The organism is Neobacillus bataviensis (genome assembly GCF_019969725.1).
The window spans coordinates 108,508-126,764 of the sequence record NZ_JAHXYW010000009.1 but is presented as its reverse complement, the minus strand read 5'-3'; the positions used below and the strand labels follow the sequence as shown (position 1 = coordinate 126,764).

Below are 18,257 nucleotides of genomic sequence, written 5' to 3'. Positions count from 1 at the left end.
TTCCTATCAACAATCGCTTTAAAATCTTATCTTGCTGCAATTTATTAAATCTTTTGATTTTTAGTCTTCATTTGTTAACAATAAAATACTCGGCCTAATGTAACAAGAGCAATTTTTCATAATTTGTTTTTGAAACTAACTTCCTCATTTTTGAAAAAAAGTTAAGCTTCCTATATAGATTTCCATCTTATTTACTACATATGAAGAAAATGATTGGTTACACTATAGAAACGAAAAAAACAGAAAGGAGGAAAAAGCTGTGATACGGATACTTATGGCCTTTTTCTTGTTTGCTGGCTTCATTTTCACCGGCGCCCTTCACACTGACGGCCAGCCACCTCCGGATCCCGTCGAAATGGGGAAGAAAGAAGGCTTTTATGAAGGAATCCGTTCGGGGCTTGAAGACCGGCACAATTTTAGGATTTCCCGTGCTTGGCAGCAGGTACCACCTTCTCAGCTGAGTTTGGAAAACAAGAAGGAGATCGCTCGCCCCCTCATGAAAATAGGACTCCTCCGCCAGGTGTCGCTCTTTTTTCCCTCTGAGGAGAAATTCAACGCCTACCTTCATGCCCATCCGGAAATGAATGCGGTACAGGCGGCCGAGCGGATCCTTGGGCAAAGGTTTGTGAGGGCGTACAAAAGCAGCTTCCAAAAGGGTTATGAGAAATCACTCACTGCTTCACCTGAAAAGGCGGCAAACTACGCTGCCTTACTGAAGTCAAAAAAAAGATTCGAGGAAAACAATAAGGGCAACCTCTAGGGTGCCCTATGACCCGCTCATACTGGATTTATAGTTTATCATATTTAAATCTAAACAAAACAAATGTTCCCTAAGTAAAATTACTGGTGAAGTAATTGGATTTGCAAAATTAAACAAACTTCACTTTATTAAAATTAGTTCACATAATAAATTTATTGTTAATCTAAAAATATGAATATATTACACTCAATTTGAATTCTAGAAAATCCCGGGCCACTGATATAATAGTTGGTACATTCTTTGTCACTACAGATCCAGCGGAAATAGTGCCAGTCTATTTATAGACTGGCACTATTTTTTTATTTAACAACCTTTTCCCGAACAATATCACTCTTTACCAATTCTTTCACCTTCTGATCAATTCGCTCGATTTCAGCAGCTGAGTTTCTCCACCAGTTTCGACTCCATTTTTACCAGGCTTGTAGACGTTTTGAATTTTAAAATCTCCTTAAATCCTATTTATTTCTCCACAACACGGGCAAAGATAGTAGTAAAATGGGCTGAGATATCATCTCAACCCATAAATTAAATAGTTTGTTGAATTGATAGTTCAGTGTTACAGCACCGAAATACAGAGATGATTTTCACCTTAACAACTTCCGTAATTGTTATTCTTTAATCGTTTCTAAATGCCAACCACAGTTGATTTGCTTAATTTTGTCCAAATCACATTTAGGTGTCCTATCATAAGTTAGTAGCCCATTAATTTCCTGTTCTACATCCGTCAACTGTGTATAACAGAAACCATGAAGAATTCTAGAGCTGTATACGGCTTCCATAATACGGTTGTAATCATTGATAAATTCTTCTTCATTCTCTACAGACGTGTATCCCCATCCATTTACCCCACCAACTTTAAATCCAATTCCACCAAACTCCGTCAAAAGGATTGGTTCCCCGTCATGCTTAAAACTGTTCGAATAGATATTACGTTTAGCAGGTTTAGATGAAAGAATGTTCTCTTTCGTTAACAGGTCCTCTTTAAACGCTTCATATTGGTACGATTCGTCTTTATTACCATGTTTATAATTATGAATTGCACAAATGTCTGATTTTGTGAGCTCCCATCCATCATTGGATATAACCAGACGAGTAGTATCTAATGAATGGATAAGATGATACATAGCTAAAGAGTGATGCTGTTGTTGTTTATTATCCCTAACCTGTGGAATTCCCCAACTTTCATTTAAGGGAACCCATGAAACAATACACGGGTGGTTATAGTCTCTTTCAATGATTTCTATCCACTCTTTTGTTAATCTGGAGACTGCATCTTCACTGTAAAATACATTTGCTGCACATTCCCCCCAAACAAGGAAACCAATTCGATCTGCCCAATAAAGAAATCTTGGGTCTTCTACTTTCTGATGCTTTCGACAGCCGTTAAATCCCATACTTATTGCTAGCTCGATATCTTTTTTCAAATCACCATCTGATGGTGCAGTTAATAATCCTTCTGGCCAATAACCTTGATCTAAAACTAACTTCTGATAATAGGGTTTGTTATTGAGGTACACCATCCCATTTTCTGTATGGATTTTACGCATACCAAAATAGGACTCAATCTTATCTATAATCTCATTTCCATTCTTTAAAGTGATGATAACATCAAATAAATTAGGATGTTCAGGTGTCCAGTTCCACCCATCATGATGAAATCCCGTCCTAAAAATTTTTCGATTCGTTAGGTTAATAGAACGTTTATTAAATTTATCAATAATATCTAGACGATCTTTACAAACGATCTCATCCTTAAAGTTAATTTCTATTTCTACTTCTTTCCCTACATATTCTCCAGAAATCTCTAAGTCTATAGTAATATCACCTTTATCTACCTCAGGAGTAAATCTTAATTTTGAAAGATGTGTTGGACTAATCGCTTCTAACCATACAGTTTGCCAAATTCCAGTTGTTCGGGTATACCAAATCTTATCGGATTTTTCAATCCAAAATTGTTTCCCTCTAGGTATGGTTTCATCGGTAGAAGGGTCTTCAACTCTTACAACAAGTGTTTCAATGCCTCCATTGAGATAGTTTGTTATATCAAAGCTAAAAGAAACATGTCCTCCCTCATGAAATCCCACCAGTTGTTCATTTACATATACCCACGAGCGATAGTCTACTGCTCCGAAATGGAGTATGACATATTTGTCGTTCCAATCCTTAGGGATCTGGAATTCACGGCGATACCAAACCCAATCGTGAAATGAAGGGTCATTTATTCCACTAAGCTTTGATTGATATGCGAAAGGAACATGTATGGAATGTTCAAAAGCATGTTCCTTGTTAAACCATTTTTCTTTCAATCCAATATTATGGTCATCAAATCCAAACTGCCAAATACCATTTAAATTTAGCCACTCTTTTCGTACGAACTGCGGTCTTGGATATTCTTCGCGATATACCATGTAATTTGCTCCTTATGATTAAAGTAATGGAAGTAATGAATGTTAAACATTAAAGACACTCCTATTCTCTTGCCTGTTTCAAAAGAACGGATTGCAGCATGTTCTAGTTTTAATGCCCGATGACCTTTTTCAGCATGTACTGGAGGTTGTTCTCCTTTTCGAAAAGTGTATAAAATATGTTCTACATGCTAATCGAAAGTTCGGTGAAATTCTCGGTCATAATCGTTAAAGTAACCTGCCTCCCAAACTTCTGCGAACTCACTCCCTGCTTTTTGAAATGAATATTTTTTTACTGTATCCTGTATTAATACTCTTCCTTTGGTTCCGTTAATCTTTAAAACATGTGTATCTCGGTATGCGTATAATGAATCGTAGGAACCTATTAAGCTTCCAACTCCACCGTTAGCAAATTTTAAGGACAATGAAAAGGTGCTGAAACCAGTTCCCGTCTTATCAGTCATTTCAGCCATGATAGAAACAATCGGACCGCATAAATACTCCAACATATCAAATCCATGACACTGTGTTTCAATAAGATTCGCAAATGGGTGGTTGCTGTAGCTTTGCACGGTTTATGGCATGCATACTTGTCCCTATTACGTCAAGCAGCATGGTAGCTTCCGTGAATGGAAAATCATCCGAGATGGGGAAAAATATATTTTCATGAATGAGTTCAAAAGGACCGTACCCTCCATCCAGGTTAAACCCCATATCGCCTCGTTTTCTGTAACAGATGTTTGTATTTCCTTGCCGGCAACTTCTGCATGAACCACAAAAGTCCATCAAATAGATAACTCCTCGAGTACCAATCGGAGTAGATTAATAATTGATTTGGCCCCGGTTTAAGGACCTCTTTTTCCTGTAGAGAAATGATTTTATTTCCTTTAAAAACGGGAACATTCATGGTCGATGGGAGTACATTTGTCAATATAGTCTTCACCTCTGTAGTTCTATTAAAGTGTTTCTTATATGACCAAATTAAAAATCTTCTTCGGTTATACCCACCACATTTTTTCAAGGGGCTCCTTAATTAGAACTGATTTAAGGTTATTTACTGCCTTTTCAAATCCTTCCTCAATCGACATCAATCCATCTTCATGTTCAATACTAATAACATGATCGTATCCAACCAGTCTTAGTGCACTAATGATATCGGACCACGTTTTTAAATCATGTCCGTATCCTACCGTTCGAAAATTCCAGGCACGACTTTGCATACGATGATACCCTTGCATATCAAGCAATCCATACATATTTACATTTTCTTGATCTATATATGTATCCTTTGCATGGAAATGATGTATAGCGTTTTGCTTTCCTAAAATTTTAATTGCCGCAACTGGATCAATTCCTTGCCACCATAAATGACTCGGATCAAGATTTGCTCCCATTACGTCTCCAACGGCTTCTCTTAAACGAAGTATCGTCGCAGGGGAATGAACGAGAAAACCACCATGTAATTCTAAAGCAACCGTTACATTATGACTTTCAGCAAACTTCCCCCATTCTTTCCAATAGGGAATGAGTTTTTCATTCCATTGCCAATTCAAGATTTGGGAGTATTCATCCGGCCAAGGAGCTACTGGCCAATTGGGATATTTTGCACCTTCATGGTCGCCTGGGGTACCTGAGAAACAATTCACAACCTTTACGTCCAGCTTTTCTGCTAGCTGCACTGATTTTACATAGGACTCATGGGACACTTTTGCAAGCTGTTTATCAGGGCTTAATGGATTACCATGACAACTAAGACCACTGATAACTAGTCCTCGTTTTTCGATTGCCTGTTTAAATTCTTTTAACTTTTGGGGATTCTCCAATAATTCATCCGGATTACAATGCTTAATCCCCGGATACTTGCCTGTTCCTAATTCGATCGCCTCTACCCCTGCGTCCTTCACATAATCGAGCATTTCTTCAAAAGACTTATTATTAAATAGAACAGTAAAGACTCCTAATTTCATCGTTAATCCTCCGTTTTTATCACTTATTTTTTGAATAATAGTAATTTCTTCAATTTAAAACTTGACGCCGCCTTCTTGCAATCCTGAAATGAACCTTCTCGTCATTAAGAGGAATAATATAATCATAGGAACGACACTTATTACACCGCCTGCTGCCATAAGTGACCAGTTCGTACTATATTTGCTACTGAAATTTAAATACTGTACGGCTACCGTTCGAACCTCTTCCACCTGCAAAAACGCATTGGCTAAAAAGAATTCATTCCAAGTCCCTAGTGCTGTAAAAATCATCACAATTATGATCGCAGGCTTACTCAACGGAACAATGATTCGGTAAAACGTTTGTAATGTATTACAACCATCTACCTTTGCCGACTCTATAAGTTCTTTAGGTATCCCAAGCATATATGCTCTTAGAAGAAATACATTAAAGGCAAATCCCCCACCTACATAAGGGATAATAATGCCCATATAAGTGTTAATCAATCCCATCTTTACTGCCATAAAGAACAACGGAATAAAGCCTACTGGTAAACTCATAGAAATAAATAAATAACCAAGAAATGCATTTGAACCAGGAGTTTGTATATGGGATAAAGCGAAAGCAGCTAATCCAGCTAGAATACAAACTAAAATGACAGTAACTCCTGTAACGATAATGGTATTTATGTAAGCGACACTATAGTTTCCCTGAACCCAAGCATCAACATAATTCTCTATTGTCCACTTGGATGGCAGTCCCATTGGGTTTGTAATAATTTCTGTTTTTGTTTTAAAAGAATTAATCAACAACAAATACATTGGAAATAAAGCATATACACTGACTAACGCTAACGGTAGATGACGCCAATTTACTTTCCGTTCCATTTATACATCCCAGCCCTTCTTTTTTCTTAAAAACGCAAAAATAGTAATAATGATGAAAGCAATGAACGTTTGGAACAGTGCAACAGCAGATGCATATCCCGCTCTTCTGCCTGTTGTACTTAATGTGTAGTAATAGGTGGATAATGTCTCCGTAGCATGGGCAGGTCCTCCTGCTGTCATAACATATACCATTTCAAAAGCTCCAAAGGAGCCTAAAATCGTTAATAAGGTAATAACAGTTAAGGTTGGACGTAATTGTGGAAGCAAAATATGCCACATTACTTGGAAGCGATTGGCACCTTCTATTCTCGCAGCTTCCTCCAGCGATTTATCTGTTTGTGTCATTGCGGCTAATAGCCAAATGACATTTGTGCCAAATCCCTTCCACATGTCGGCAATAAGGACAGAAAATAAGGCGAGTGCAGGAATGGTCAAACCTGGCCATTCTAAGAATTTTAATCCTGCTTTTTCTAGATAAAAATTCACACCACTAAATGGATTGTAGATCCAGAACCAAATTTGACCCGCGACTGTAACTGTAATGATCGATGTTGAAAAAAAAGTTGCTTGATAGAGGGTCTGTCCCCTTTTCACTTTCTTTAATAAATAAGCCACAATAAAAGCAAATATTAGCGGAATCGTTACCCAAAAAATTGCCCATTTAATATTGTTAAAAAATGCCGTTAAAACAACATCATCCTGGAAGGCTTCTTTAAAATTTTCCAATCCAATAAATTTAGGTGTATTAAGTCCATTCCATTCTGTAAATGGTAAATATAAGGACATAACAGCAGGGACTGTCACTGCTAATATATGAAATAATAGGCCGGGAATAATAAAATACCACCCAAGTGCTTTCTTTCTCCATTTTTGTTTCTTTTCTTTCTTTATTTCCAGGCTGGTTATAGCTGATTCATTTGCTACAGCTTTCACGTTTTCCATATATAACTCCCCCTCATAATAAATTAAAGGAGGTCGGGATATCCCTTTCTCCTTTAATTTATGAGATATATGCTAGTAATTACTTAGATTGTAAAGAGCGTTATCCTTAATATCTTTTTCTTTTAATTTTTGTAGTTTTTCCAGCCATTTTTCCGGTGTTGTCTTTTTTAAATAAACACTAGCAAATTCCGATTCTAATACTTCTACCACACTCGGAGAACCGTATGACCAAGCGACATAACCTGTTTCTCCTTTAGCAGCAGCTCCTGTAATTAAGTTTAAGGCACTAGCTACATTAGGTTTTAAATCCATGTTTGAATAATCAGAATTTATCGGTTCTGGTATTCCATGTTTGGCCATAGCTTCTACAACTTCCTTATGGAAGAAATAACTTAGCAATTCAGCGACTTGATCTTTATATTTTGATTTAGCATTAATGGTTAAACCTCCACCGACACCAAGAGGAATTACTGGCTGCCCGTCTGGTTTCCAGCTAGGGAATGGTGCAAATCCAATTTCAAAGTTAGGCTTTATATCTGATGCAAGGGCCCAGGTACCGTCTAATTTCATCGCTGCTTTACCTTGTGCAAATAGTTGCATGCTATCTTCCTGAGAGATGGCATGTGATTTCTTATCACTTAAATACCCTTTATTCCAAAAATCAGAAAATCGTTGTACGGCTTCGACTATTTCAGGATGTTAATAATCCTTTTTGTAATGGACCGCGTACAACTACACCAATATTTTCTTTCTGACAATATGGTAGAATTTCTTTCTCGGCTGCGCGATTTAATATACTATAATCTACTTGTAGCACATCAATAGAGTTATAGCGGTTGAACGTTTTTAAATACTTAAAGTTATCTGTAGAAACTCCAACAGCTTTTACCTTTCCTTCTCGCTTTAACTTATCAAACGCTGTAAGAAAAGCCTCCGTTTCCTGTTCAACATGCCACCAGATATGACAAAAATACACATCAATATACTCAGTTCCTAGTCGCAGTAAACTATCCTCAAAAGCCTTTACTATTTTTTCAGGACGGTCATAAATGGGTTCAGGTTTCCGAGTATGACCCATTAATCCACCTTTTGTGGATAGAATAATGTGTTCTCTTTTGTCTTTTAGAATTTGCCTCACCAACGTTTCACTATGTCCATTACCATAAACATCGGCTGTATCAAAAAAATTGACTCCTAATTCAAAAGCTTTATTCATTGCCTGGATAGACTGCTGATCATCTACTGGTCCCCAAGCATCTCCTCCAATTGCCCAAGAACCAAAACCGATTTCAGAAACTGTCAATCCTGATTTTCCTAGTGTTCGAAATTCCATGTAAATGAACCTCCTTCGATTTATCTATCAATTTCTTTAAAAAGCCAACATATTCGTAAAAAAGCTACCTACACTAAAATTGAGTTTTACTTCAAAACATTCCCCCCTTTAATTAGGTAAAAAAGAAAAATACAAGCTAATTTTGACAGTTAGCCGATTAGCCTGTATTTTCTTCATTAAGCTTTATCATAATCTTCAAAGAAATTTAGTAAGAATTCTTTATGAGCCTCGAGTAGCCCAAAGCAAGTTTTTACTCTAATTTCTCCGTCCATTACCGATCCATCTACGATTAACGCCTGAATAAATCTTATGATTCCTTTATTTTGGATAATTGAACAGCTTGAGCCATAGTCCGATTTGCCAATTCAGATAATTTTAAATTACGGTCCATTGCAACTAGAGTTGTAATTTTATCTTTTAAAGGAGATATCCATTTTTCAGGTAATCTAGAAGCTCCATTCATTACACCCAGAATAGAACCAACAGAAGCACCATTACAATCCGTATCCCATCCTGCCATAACTGCTATGGTAATACCATCATGGAAATCACCTTTACTATAAAGGAGTGCCATAGTTACAATAGCAGCATTATTTATTGTATGAACCGCGTTATAATTCCCGTAATTTTCCTTAATTCTTTGGAAGCAATCTCCCCATTTTTCATATTGCTGGGACCACGCAATTACCTGCTTAATCATTTTCGCTAAACGTGATAAAGGAGGTATCATGGACAATCCTTGTTTGACAACCATTTCAACATTATCTTCGACAAAAGCTGAGGAGATCATCGCGGCCATCCATAATTCTCCATACACACCATTACTAGTGTGCGAAAGTATTGCGTCACGGTATGCCATTTCTGCGGCGGCTTTGGGATTGCCTGGATTGACCCATCCCCATAGATCAGCCCTTATTTGCGCGCCAATCCATTCCCTATATGGATTACGATAGCGTGCAGTTTCTGGTGGGATTTTTCCTTCTATAAAATTCTTATAAGCAACACGCTCAGCCGTATAAACTTGTTTATATGGCATAGTTTGAAGCCACTCTTGAGCTACATCCTCTGTTGTAAAAACATAACCATATTTTTCAAGTACCTGAAGGTTTAATATAGGATAGTCCATATCATCATCTCGTGGAGTTCCATTTACCTTATTTTTCAATGCACTTTCAGTACCTTCCTTAAATTTATAGCCATCAGGCATCGGTTTCCTTTCAGGAATATAATTGTTAAGAGGATAGGCGTCTGTAAGTTTTAAATATGATTCAACTTTTTCAGAGGACCAAAGTTCAATTGGTTTTCCTAATGTACAGCCAGCACTTCGTCCTAGCCATCCGCCGTAAATCTTATCGTACAACTCTTCATTCGAAAAATTCACTTGAGTATCTTCCGATTTAGATGTAAATAAATTGCTTAATTCCTCCGGATGGTTATCTATTTCTTGTTGATTTGTCAATTGTATTAGCTGTTCATAAATAGGCAACAGCACTCTATCATCCTCTGAATGATAGGTTAACTCCTTCTCGTCTATGGCAAAGAAGACTTCTCTTTTGCTGCATCCTTTTGATAGCAGCCATTCATCAAATTTCTTTCTGAAATTATCGATGTCACAACCTTCTTCCAGTTTTTGTTGCAACTCATAGTCTATAATGACAGGTAATAAAGAATACATTATTATCAATCCTTCCATTTCTATTTAGGATTGTTTCGTATATTGAGATTTTTCAAGACATTCTCTTAAGTAATCACAGCATTCCGAATATACTTTAGATGGATCCCCTACAAATGGACTATCTATAGCCAAACTTTCATCATACCCAATATCTCTTAATGCACGGAATGCAGAAACAAAATCGGTATGCCCAAGTCCAGGCTGTAAACGATTACTGTCGGATAAATGAACATGCCAAATTAAATCCTTCGCATTATGTATACTCTCAACAATATTTTTCTCTTCCATGTTCATGTGGAAAAAGTCTGCAATGATTTTAATAGAATGAAAGTTTCCTTCACGAATTAGCTCTGCAGCCTGGTCTAAAGTGTTTATCATATGGTCTTCATATCGATTTAAGGGCTCCAACAATAACGTGGTACCCTCAGCTTCTGCTATTCTGTTAATTTTGAACAATGATTCTAATAAAACTTGTTTATCTTCTTCCGAAGTTCTTGGTGCTTTAAAAGGTGGAAGCTTATGCGAAAAAATTCCGAACGCCGCCGGTGCCACTACTCCAATCGCACCGATTTCAGCTGTACATTTTAAAATTTTCTCCAAATCATGAAGAGCCATTTCCCTGTTTTCTCTTTCAAAGTCTCCTATCCATCCGCGATAACCACCACAGATAGAAGTGATGGGAACTCCTGTAGATTGAATCGCCATCTTAATTTCATTTAAACGTGCTAATAGTACATCACCATCGATTTCCAATCCGTCAAATCCAATTGAAGCTATTCGATTTAGTTTTTCCACAAAAGTATTACCAAATAAAGGTCTATCTTGAATTACTAGTTTCATTTGCTGACTCCCCTTTTTTTACCCAATGCACGAAATTCAGTTGGAGAAACTCCAACATATAGATTAAATAATCTTGAAAAGGAAGAAACCCCGCTAAACCCAAGTGAATCACTGATCAACGCAATGGACATATCGCTAGTTTTAAGCAGCTTTTTCGCTTGGTTAATCCTCATCTCCCTATGAATTTGTATGGGTGATTTTCCAAATAACTCTTTAAACCTATTAGAGATATAGGTTGGATGAAGAAATAGTTCTTCAGACAACTGCTTTAGCGAAATTTCTTTGTCTATATTCTGAATCATCCTAATTAATATACTCATAAAGTTCTGATTTTGTTGTGTAAATAATGTAGTTTGTTTACAATCATCTACCGTTTCGTTAAGCAAAAAGTACAGCAATTCTAAAGATTTTGCTTTCCTTAAAATAATAGTAGGCCATATCTCTTTTCTTAATGAAGTATCCATAAATTCTGCAAAAAGAGCTTCAAATTTCTCTTTATTCTTAATCGGAAACAACAGAGGAAATTGAAACAACTTTAATACGTCAAATACTCCTCCTATCTCATATTTAAAATGCCACCATAAGAAAACGCTCTCTTCGGAAGTATCTTTATAATGATCGTGCTCTACATTCGGCGGGATAAATATAACGGTTCCAGGATGCACTTCATAAGTTACATCCCCTACCCGTAATTTGGACATCCCTTGTTTATGATAAGACACAACATAATATGGCAATGTTCTATTAAATGTCTTCATTTCAATTCTGCTACTTAGGTTGAACTCCTTTATCTCTAGTTCGGCATTTTCAAATAAGTAATTAAATTGATTAAGCACAATATTCACCTCCCCCTCCGGTATATGTATAAATGCATATCAAACTTAAACTCTATTGCTTTTTTTTAGATTTACCACCAATTAAAGCGTTTACATATTGAGTTAAAAAAATATTACAGAAATGTAAGTATTCCATGAATCTAATTATATTAATAATTTTTTTAATAACAATGGCGGAAATTTAGTTTTTCTTTGCACTTATACAGGTTATTTAAATGAAACCTGTAAAAATGTGGAATAGTTATTTACTTCGGATATTTTCTTTTAGTGTGATCCTTTTTACAATCAAATAGAAACTTTTCGAAATGAATAAGGAGTTGTAATCTAATAAACCGTACTTGCCGACTTTTTAAAAAGCGATGGGTTTAATGTAAACACTGCTACACTTGCTGGAGAAGAACATGGTTTAACAGGGGATGTTTCAAACAATAAAGATGTATAATCTGGTGGGGACATAAAAAACATGAAAAAGGTAAAATTTTTAATTTCCGACCTGGACATGAAAAACATCCTACTTACCATCATCCACAAATTCAAAAAGTAATTTGCAATACAGTACATTGGGCAAAACCAACCGAACGACTTAAAAAGTGAACTCGGCCGTTCATGCATCGGATCAAGAGGACTGTACATTAAATCCAAAGCAGATTGAATTTGCCCTCTCCTTAATTGATAAAGTAAAAAATGAGTATGAGCTTGCAGCCGATCCAGCCACTTTGACGGTTAAAGATTTGAATAGGTTAATTGCTTATAATAAATTTAAAAATAAAGGGATTCTAGTAAATCTTGTGAAGAAAGGAGTATTGCGGAGGAAAGGTAAATTTTAAAAAGGAACCTGAATTTCTGAACATTTATACAGACATAAAGAGACCCCTTTTCATAAAGGAATTGGAGTCTCTTTTTTTCTTAAAAATAATTTGATAGAGGCAATAGGAAATGTTGTATTTTTTTGCTCGAGGAACTATTGTTAAGTTTTATATATGTACATCCTCTTAAAACCTCCTTGCGCTTGTCACTTTCTTCTATGTACTTCTTCCACTTCCTCAATCGAACTCCCATGATATTCCGCAACTGATTGCCCTATTTTTATTAGGTTTTATGATTATAGTTAACATGAGTGCAACTTCTCTGCCAGTGGGGCTTGATCCCGTCCACAACACTGTTCGCCCCTACAAAATAATTCACTTTCCCCATTAAAGGAAGTTAGTTTTTAGATATTCACCTCAATATTTTTGAATCATTATATTACCAACATTAGTTTGGTCGGATATATAAAATGTTGTTCTTTTTCGAAAGGCTCAATCCTGTACACGGAAACTCTATGTGTATTTAGGAAAAATTTCTAATTCATGAATAATCAAGAATTTTATTGACAAGCTAAAAAAGAAAATCGGTCTTTAGGGGGTAAACAATGAACGTAAATGAATTAGGTTTCCTTTGGTACTTACAATCAAGTTCAAACATGATCAATTTATTTTTAAAATATCTTAGTGAAACTTCTGAGGATACTGATTTAAGGAATATTTTAAATGAAATATATGAAATCTCTACATATCAAGAACAAGAGGCTACTCAATTATTGTCTGAAGAAGGTTATAAAGATACGCCCTTCTTCAGGGAAGATGATTTATATAGTTCAACAGCAAAGCTATTTTCAGACCAATTAATTATAGAAATCTTAAAGCATATAACGGGTAATGGATTGCGAGCGCTTGCTGGTCAATATGTTGAATTAACAGAATATAAAGTAAAAAATTTTTATAAAAAACTACTCAATGATGTCATTCAATTAGATTTTTCTTTATTAAAATTGCTTAATGATAAAGATTTATTACAAAATAATTCCTTCTCTTACAAAAAAGCAGACGAAAGGGCTGGGAAACTATTCAAAGTTGCATCAACTCAGCATCGGCCACTTAATGCGGTAGAATTGGCAAATATATTCAGTGCCCTTCAATGTAACAATGTTGGAGTTGCTCTTTGTACCGGTTTTTCTGAAGTCGCAGAGGATATGGACACAAAGAAATTTATACTGGAAGGGAAAAAGTTAGCATTTTATCAATCAGCCTCTTTATCCGATATCTATAGAGAAAATGGAATTCCAACTATAACTGGACTTGAGGCTCACGTTAATAAAGTAAAGGAATCCCCTTTTTCAGATAAATTAATGGCAAACTTAATAATGTTCCTAAACCCAGTAAGTATAACCAATCTACAATATGCAGTGGTATCCAGTTATAAAAAGGATCATATAGATTCTTTAAAGGAACTAATCAAGATGATTGAAAACTACTCAGAGAAAGGGCTGAAGTTATTAATTAGGAAAAATTGGTTTAATGAACCACCTGTATCTAATTGGTCACACAAATAGAAACGGTGGCAGGTGCTAATCAAGAAATGGAAACTTCTCAGCACATATTTTAGGGATGGTCACAATCAGGAAAATGGTATTAAATATATGTATAAGAAATAAAACAAAACATTAAAGGCAGGCTACTTTTAGTGAACAAGGGAATTCTAAAATGGTAAAACACATCTTGATATTCTCAGATCAATAAGAAAATAGTGTTATTCAAACCAAATAGTTTCTCTTAAATCTGCTGTATGTTCAATTTTTTATGCACTTCAACCATATTTAAATGTGATTTCTGGGATTAGTTTAATCTTTTGCTGCATCATACAAATCTGAAGGCTTAATTGTAACGTTTGTATTTCTTGCAACTTCTACCCCATCTACATACATGATACTGGTTTTCGTATCTGTATTTATGGTTACTGCCAGGTGTTTCCACTGATTGCCTGCTAAGGCCGAGGATGCTGCAAGCCCTTGCTCTTGCGTATAACCAACATTTGTGCTCGTGCTATTTACATTTGTAATTGCAGAGTAGAGTGTGCTTGAATTCCCTTTCGGAGTTGCAAAAATATATTTTTTTAGAATCAATTCCGAGCGCATAAATCCACTGATTTGCCGTATTGCCGCCTGACCAATTTACCCATGTAGAGATTGTTATATTTTTTACCCCTTCTAAAACATCGTTAGGGATTTTAACGTATGGTGTAGCAGAACCGGATGCACCGCCTTTCATTTTAAGAGAACCGCCATTTATACCTTTGCCCCTTCAGGTGTGTTAACGTAGGCTCCATTGAAGTCGTTACCGGACGAATCCGTTACTGTTGTACCACTTGTCTCATCAAACTTATACCAGAGTTTGAGATTTGGATCTTGGGAATTTTGTTGAGTTTCACCTGCTGCTTGTACACCTTTAACAGGTGTCATCACCGATGGCAAACTCATCAGCATGATAAAAACCATTACTAATGAAACGATTTTCTTAGCTATTTTTCTCATATAAAAACTCCTTTTTAAACAAAAACATTGTCCAGATAAAAAAATTTTTTATAGTTTAAACCGTTTGTTTAATTTAAATAGCTCCTTCTACAAAAAATTTATTTGATAGGGCATAGATAAAGACGCCTTCAGAGTTAAAAAACATTTGTTTAACCCCGAGGCATCTAAATAATATATTTTTAGATTACTATCTACTATTTTTCCATGCTTATTTTAAGTAGAGCTTATCCGACAAAAAAATTAAAATATTGGACTGTTGTTCCGTAATTACTTTCCCTATTTGGGCGGAAAGCTCATTTACATACGCCTTCACTTTACCTTCTACGGCCTGTTTGTTACCCCTAGCGGCTGCCTCTTTAGCTGACTGGAGTTTCGTTACTAGTGAATCTGCAACTCCAACTACATCTTTACTTACAAAAGTTTGTGTCAAGCGGCTTAAGCTATCAAAATCGACTGTTACCGTAAATTCGGTTTCAACTACTGCTGTATTTCCGGCTTTGTCAACAGCCGAAGCCGAGAGTTTATGAACACCAACCCCGAAATCATAAGCATGTTCTACAGTGCTTGGACAATTCACGGAAGCAACCCCTGACAATTCATCAAATGCACTGCAGGTAATCTCTATCTTGGCATCCACTGGATAGGTACCAGCATTACCGATAAATTGAATCTCGGGAGGAGTCGTATCTTTCTTGACAGTAACCACACTGACGTCAATATAGCCACCATCGACTGTTGTTGCGGTTATTTTTGCAGTACCTTCCCTAAGTGCTGAAACGTTCCCATTTTCATCCACAGTCGCTACTTCTTCATTATTGCTGGACCATAAGACATCCTTATTAACTGCATCATCAGGTGTTATTGTTGCAGTCAAATGTTCTTCTTTTCCTTGTTCCAGCTCCACTCTTACCTTATCTACCGTAACACCAGTTATTTTTTGAATGGAATCTGGATTCTTGACTTTTGGAACATTGGAAAGTAATCCCTCATATTCCCGTTTTGTAACCGGCATTACTGTCCCATGGCGAGGGCGTGAAGGTAACTTATAGTCTGTAGACATTTTCCACTCACCAGACTGTAAATTTGTAGTTTCAAAAGGCACATAGCCTTTACCACCAAATTCATCTAAGAACATGTACCACTTTTCCTCTGTATTCGATTTAAAGATGGTTGGTCCTTCACCAGCACCGATTGATCCTTTTCCAATCCCTTCTTTAATAAGATCAAAAGTAGGATCAAAAACCGAATCCCCCACTTCTTGGAAAACAAATTTCCCATTAGGTGAAGATGTCGAGTTGTTTCTTTCATCTTTTGTAAAACGATACACTTTTCCGTCATGTTTGATCATAGTTGTATCAATAACAGAATATCCAGGATCCATATATACTTTTGGTTCAGTAAACGTATAGAAATCCCTTGTTTTACTGTACATAATTCTGTTATGTGTCCAGTCTGTATGCTCCTCATTGCCAAACAATATAGAAGCCCAGAACACAATATACTCTCCGGTCGTCTCATCATAAACAACCTCCGGAGCCCATGTATTTCCAGCCTCTTTTGGAGATACTTCTACCATTCTTTGCTCAGACCAATTAATTAAATCGGTGGATTCCCAGACCATGATTGCGCGGCTGCCCCTACGTTGTGCTCTATCCCAATTCCAATCTCCGTTAATTTTCAAATCTGTCGCGATTAAATAGAACTTATCACCTTCAGGAGAACGAACAATAAATGGATCTCTAAGCCCTTTTTCACCTAAATTAGAAGTGATTGCTGGAGCTCCATTGTTTAGTTCTTTCCATTTTAATGGATTATTTCCTTCACTTAATGCAAAATATATTTGTTCACCATTCGAATACCCTTCTCCTGTAAAATAACTGAAGACGTATCCTTCATAGTTTTCCTTTTTCGGCATTTCTTTTACTTTTGCTAAAAACGCTTTAGTGATGGTCTCCTTGTTTAATGTCAGGGTTGCAGTCAATTTGACTGTTTTATCCCCTTCACCATTTCCAGGACGTGTGACTTCTCCGGTTGGTGTAATAATGGATGGGTTACTTGATTTCCATGTGATTGCAGAACCCTGAACTCCCGTTTTCGGTAAGGTTAGATTTCCACGGACGTCTTCAATGTTATGAACCTTTAAATTTGCTGCATCCATTCTGACTGCGACTGAATCGTGCGGTTTCTTTAATACAGTAACAGTAAATTCTTTTGTAATTGTCTTCGTACCGTCCGATATCGTTGCAATAATACCGACCTTTTGGTCACCATCTTCATAAGATGGTCTGTTAACTTTACCTTCATTTGTAATGATGTCCTGATTTATTGATTCCCAGGTGATTGTTGTTCCAAAAGATCCTTTCTTAGGAAATAACAAATCCGATGTTATTTCGTCATTATTCTTATTTTGATTGATAAACATTGAGTAATCTAATTGATTAGCAGCATTTTTAAGCAGCAAACCATCCATGGCTGCGATTTTTTTATCAGCCTCTTCTTTTAGTTTCCCTACTTCAGTCGCGGTTAAAGCTCCATTAAACACTTTAAAATCAGCAATCATTCCTCCAAAATAGGGATCTGCGGAATAAAAGGAACGTCCGATAAAACCACTTCTTCCATTAACATTATTGATTTGCGCAAGTGTATAACCGTTGGTAGATGCAGAACCCACTTCAACGCCATCAATGTATAGCTTTATAGTTTTTTCTGCACCTGAAACAACAGTAGTAACCAGCTTCCATTCATTTGACTTTAATGTCCCAGTTGTTGCATTTGCACCTGCTTCGTTCATCCAACTCGTGATACCGAGCCCTGCTCTTGCCGACCGGTCACCTGAGTTCCGTTTCGGTGTTGTAAATAAATATTTGTTACTATCCTGACCTAACGCAAATAACCATTCGGCTTCATTAACACCATTCCAATTAACCAAAGACGAAACTGTAACACTTTCCAAGTTATTTAATACACCTTGTGGCATTTCAATGTAGGAGCTCGTGGAACCACCTTTAAAGCTGACTGCCCCTGCATCTGTCCCTTTTATCAGCTCTGCATTTTCTGGATTTACAAGCTTTCCTTCAAAATTCCCGGTATTATCTTTAACTGTTGTACCTTCAATACTGTTCATATCATAATCAAGAATTAACTTTACTGCTTGTGGTTCCTCAGCAAATGTTGATTGAGGAACAATTCCTGACACAGTATTGAAGAGCAACATGGTTAATAAAAACGTCGAAAGCCCTTTTCTCTTCTTCATGCTTTCCCTCCTGAATATAGGATTTTTCTT

General features: G+C 36.4%; 15 protein-coding genes and 2 pseudogenes. 4 read left to right on the top strand and 13 right to left on the bottom strand.

Translation table 11 applies throughout. The features are described from left to right. The first annotated feature begins 259 nt into the window (after positions 1 to 259). Complete coding sequence (locus tag LC455_RS21105) at positions 260 to 760, top strand: hypothetical protein (protein ID WP_223593702.1); 501 nt, start codon at positions 260 to 262, stop codon at positions 758 to 760. A 608-nt stretch (positions 761 to 1,368) separates the two neighbouring features. Here the strand turns inward: LC455_RS21105 and LC455_RS21100 are convergent. From LC455_RS21100 to LC455_RS21050, 10 genes and pseudogenes are all read right to left on the bottom strand, one after another. Next, positions 1,369 to 3,168 carry a glycoside hydrolase family 2 protein gene (locus LC455_RS21100; protein ID WP_223593700.1) on the bottom strand — a complete coding sequence of 600 codons (1,800 nt, stop codon included), beginning with the start codon at positions 3,166 to 3,168 and terminating at the stop codon, positions 1,369 to 1,371. A 188-nt stretch (positions 3,169 to 3,356) separates the two neighbouring features. Beyond that, positions 3,357 to 3,737 (bottom strand): Gfo/Idh/MocA family protein, encoded by a 381-nt coding sequence (locus LC455_RS21095; RefSeq protein WP_223593698.1) that lies wholly within the window; start codon positions 3,735 to 3,737, stop codon positions 3,357 to 3,359. 426 nt (positions 3,738 to 4,163) lie between these two features. Further along, positions 4,164 to 5,132 (bottom strand): sugar phosphate isomerase/epimerase family protein, encoded by a 969-nt coding sequence (locus LC455_RS21085; RefSeq protein ID WP_223593697.1) that lies wholly within the window; start codon positions 5,130 to 5,132, stop codon positions 4,164 to 4,166. A gap of 54 nt (positions 5,133 to 5,186) precedes the next feature. Beyond that, on the bottom strand, positions 5,187 to 5,999 hold the full coding sequence (locus LC455_RS21080) for a carbohydrate ABC transporter permease (protein WP_223593695.1): 813 nt from the start codon (positions 5,997 to 5,999) through the stop codon (positions 5,187 to 5,189). Next, positions 6,000 to 6,941, bottom strand: coding sequence for a carbohydrate ABC transporter permease (locus LC455_RS21075; protein WP_223593693.1), 942 nt, complete (start codon positions 6,939 to 6,941; stop codon positions 6,000 to 6,002). Positions 6,942 to 7,013: 72 nt separating this feature from the next. After that, positions 7,014 to 7,631, bottom strand: a complete 618-nt coding sequence (locus LC455_RS21070; RefSeq protein WP_223593851.1) for an extracellular solute-binding protein — start codon at positions 7,629 to 7,631, stop codon at positions 7,014 to 7,016. Positions 7,632 to 7,638: 7 nt separating this feature from the next. Beyond that, a pseudogene (locus tag LC455_RS21065) lies at positions 7,639 to 8,274 on the bottom strand (aldo/keto reductase); the annotation flags it as partial. Between the two features lie 307 nt (positions 8,275 to 8,581). Further along, complete coding sequence (locus LC455_RS21060) at positions 8,582 to 9,949, bottom strand: ADP-ribosylglycohydrolase family protein (RefSeq protein WP_223593692.1); 1,368 nt, start codon at positions 9,947 to 9,949, stop codon at positions 8,582 to 8,584. 24 nt (positions 9,950 to 9,973) lie between these two features. Further along, positions 9,974 to 10,789 (bottom strand): sugar phosphate isomerase/epimerase family protein, encoded by an 816-nt coding sequence (locus LC455_RS21055; RefSeq protein ID WP_223593690.1) that lies wholly within the window; start codon positions 10,787 to 10,789, stop codon positions 9,974 to 9,976. Continuing rightward, positions 10,786 to 11,625, bottom strand: coding sequence for a helix-turn-helix domain-containing protein (locus LC455_RS21050; RefSeq protein WP_223593688.1), 840 nt, complete (start codon positions 11,623 to 11,625; stop codon positions 10,786 to 10,788). The genes LC455_RS21055 and LC455_RS21050 overlap by 4 nt, the downstream gene beginning before the upstream one ends. A gap of 468 nt (positions 11,626 to 12,093) precedes the next feature. Here LC455_RS21050 and LC455_RS21045 point away from each other — a divergent pair. From LC455_RS21045 to LC455_RS21035, 3 genes and pseudogenes are all read left to right on the top strand, one after another. Next, positions 12,094 to 12,219 (top strand): annotated as a pseudogene (locus LC455_RS21045) (ThuA domain-containing protein); the annotation flags it as partial. Continuing rightward, positions 12,216 to 12,452: a hypothetical protein gene (locus tag LC455_RS21040; protein ID WP_223593687.1), complete on the top strand. Its 237-nt coding sequence runs from the start codon at positions 12,216 to 12,218 to the stop codon at positions 12,450 to 12,452. The pseudogene LC455_RS21045 and the gene LC455_RS21040, both read left to right, overlap by 4 nt. Positions 12,453 to 13,036: 584 nt before the next feature. Continuing rightward, a complete protein-coding gene (locus LC455_RS21035; RefSeq protein WP_223593685.1) occupies positions 13,037 to 13,996 on the top strand; it encodes a DUF3231 family protein in 960 nt (319 codons plus the stop codon). A gap of 288 nt (positions 13,997 to 14,284) precedes the next feature. Here LC455_RS21035 and LC455_RS21030 read toward each other — a convergent pair whose 3' ends face one another. From LC455_RS21030 to LC455_RS21020, 3 genes are all read right to left on the bottom strand, one after another. Then, entirely contained in the window at positions 14,285 to 14,578 is a 294-nt protein-coding gene (locus tag LC455_RS21030) for a LamG domain-containing protein (RefSeq protein ID WP_223593684.1), read from the bottom strand. A 150-nt stretch (positions 14,579 to 14,728) separates the two neighbouring features. Continuing rightward, the gene (locus tag LC455_RS21025) at positions 14,729 to 14,974 is read right to left on the bottom strand and encodes a hypothetical protein (protein ID WP_223593682.1); all 246 of its coding nucleotides are present in this window, start codon (positions 14,972 to 14,974) and stop codon (positions 14,729 to 14,731) included. 208 nt (positions 14,975 to 15,182) lie between these two features. Continuing rightward, on the bottom strand, positions 15,183 to 18,227 hold the full coding sequence (locus LC455_RS21020) for an immunoglobulin-like domain-containing protein (RefSeq protein ID WP_223593681.1): 3,045 nt from the start codon (positions 18,225 to 18,227) through the stop codon (positions 15,183 to 15,185). Positions 18,228 to 18,257 lie beyond the last annotated feature (30 nt).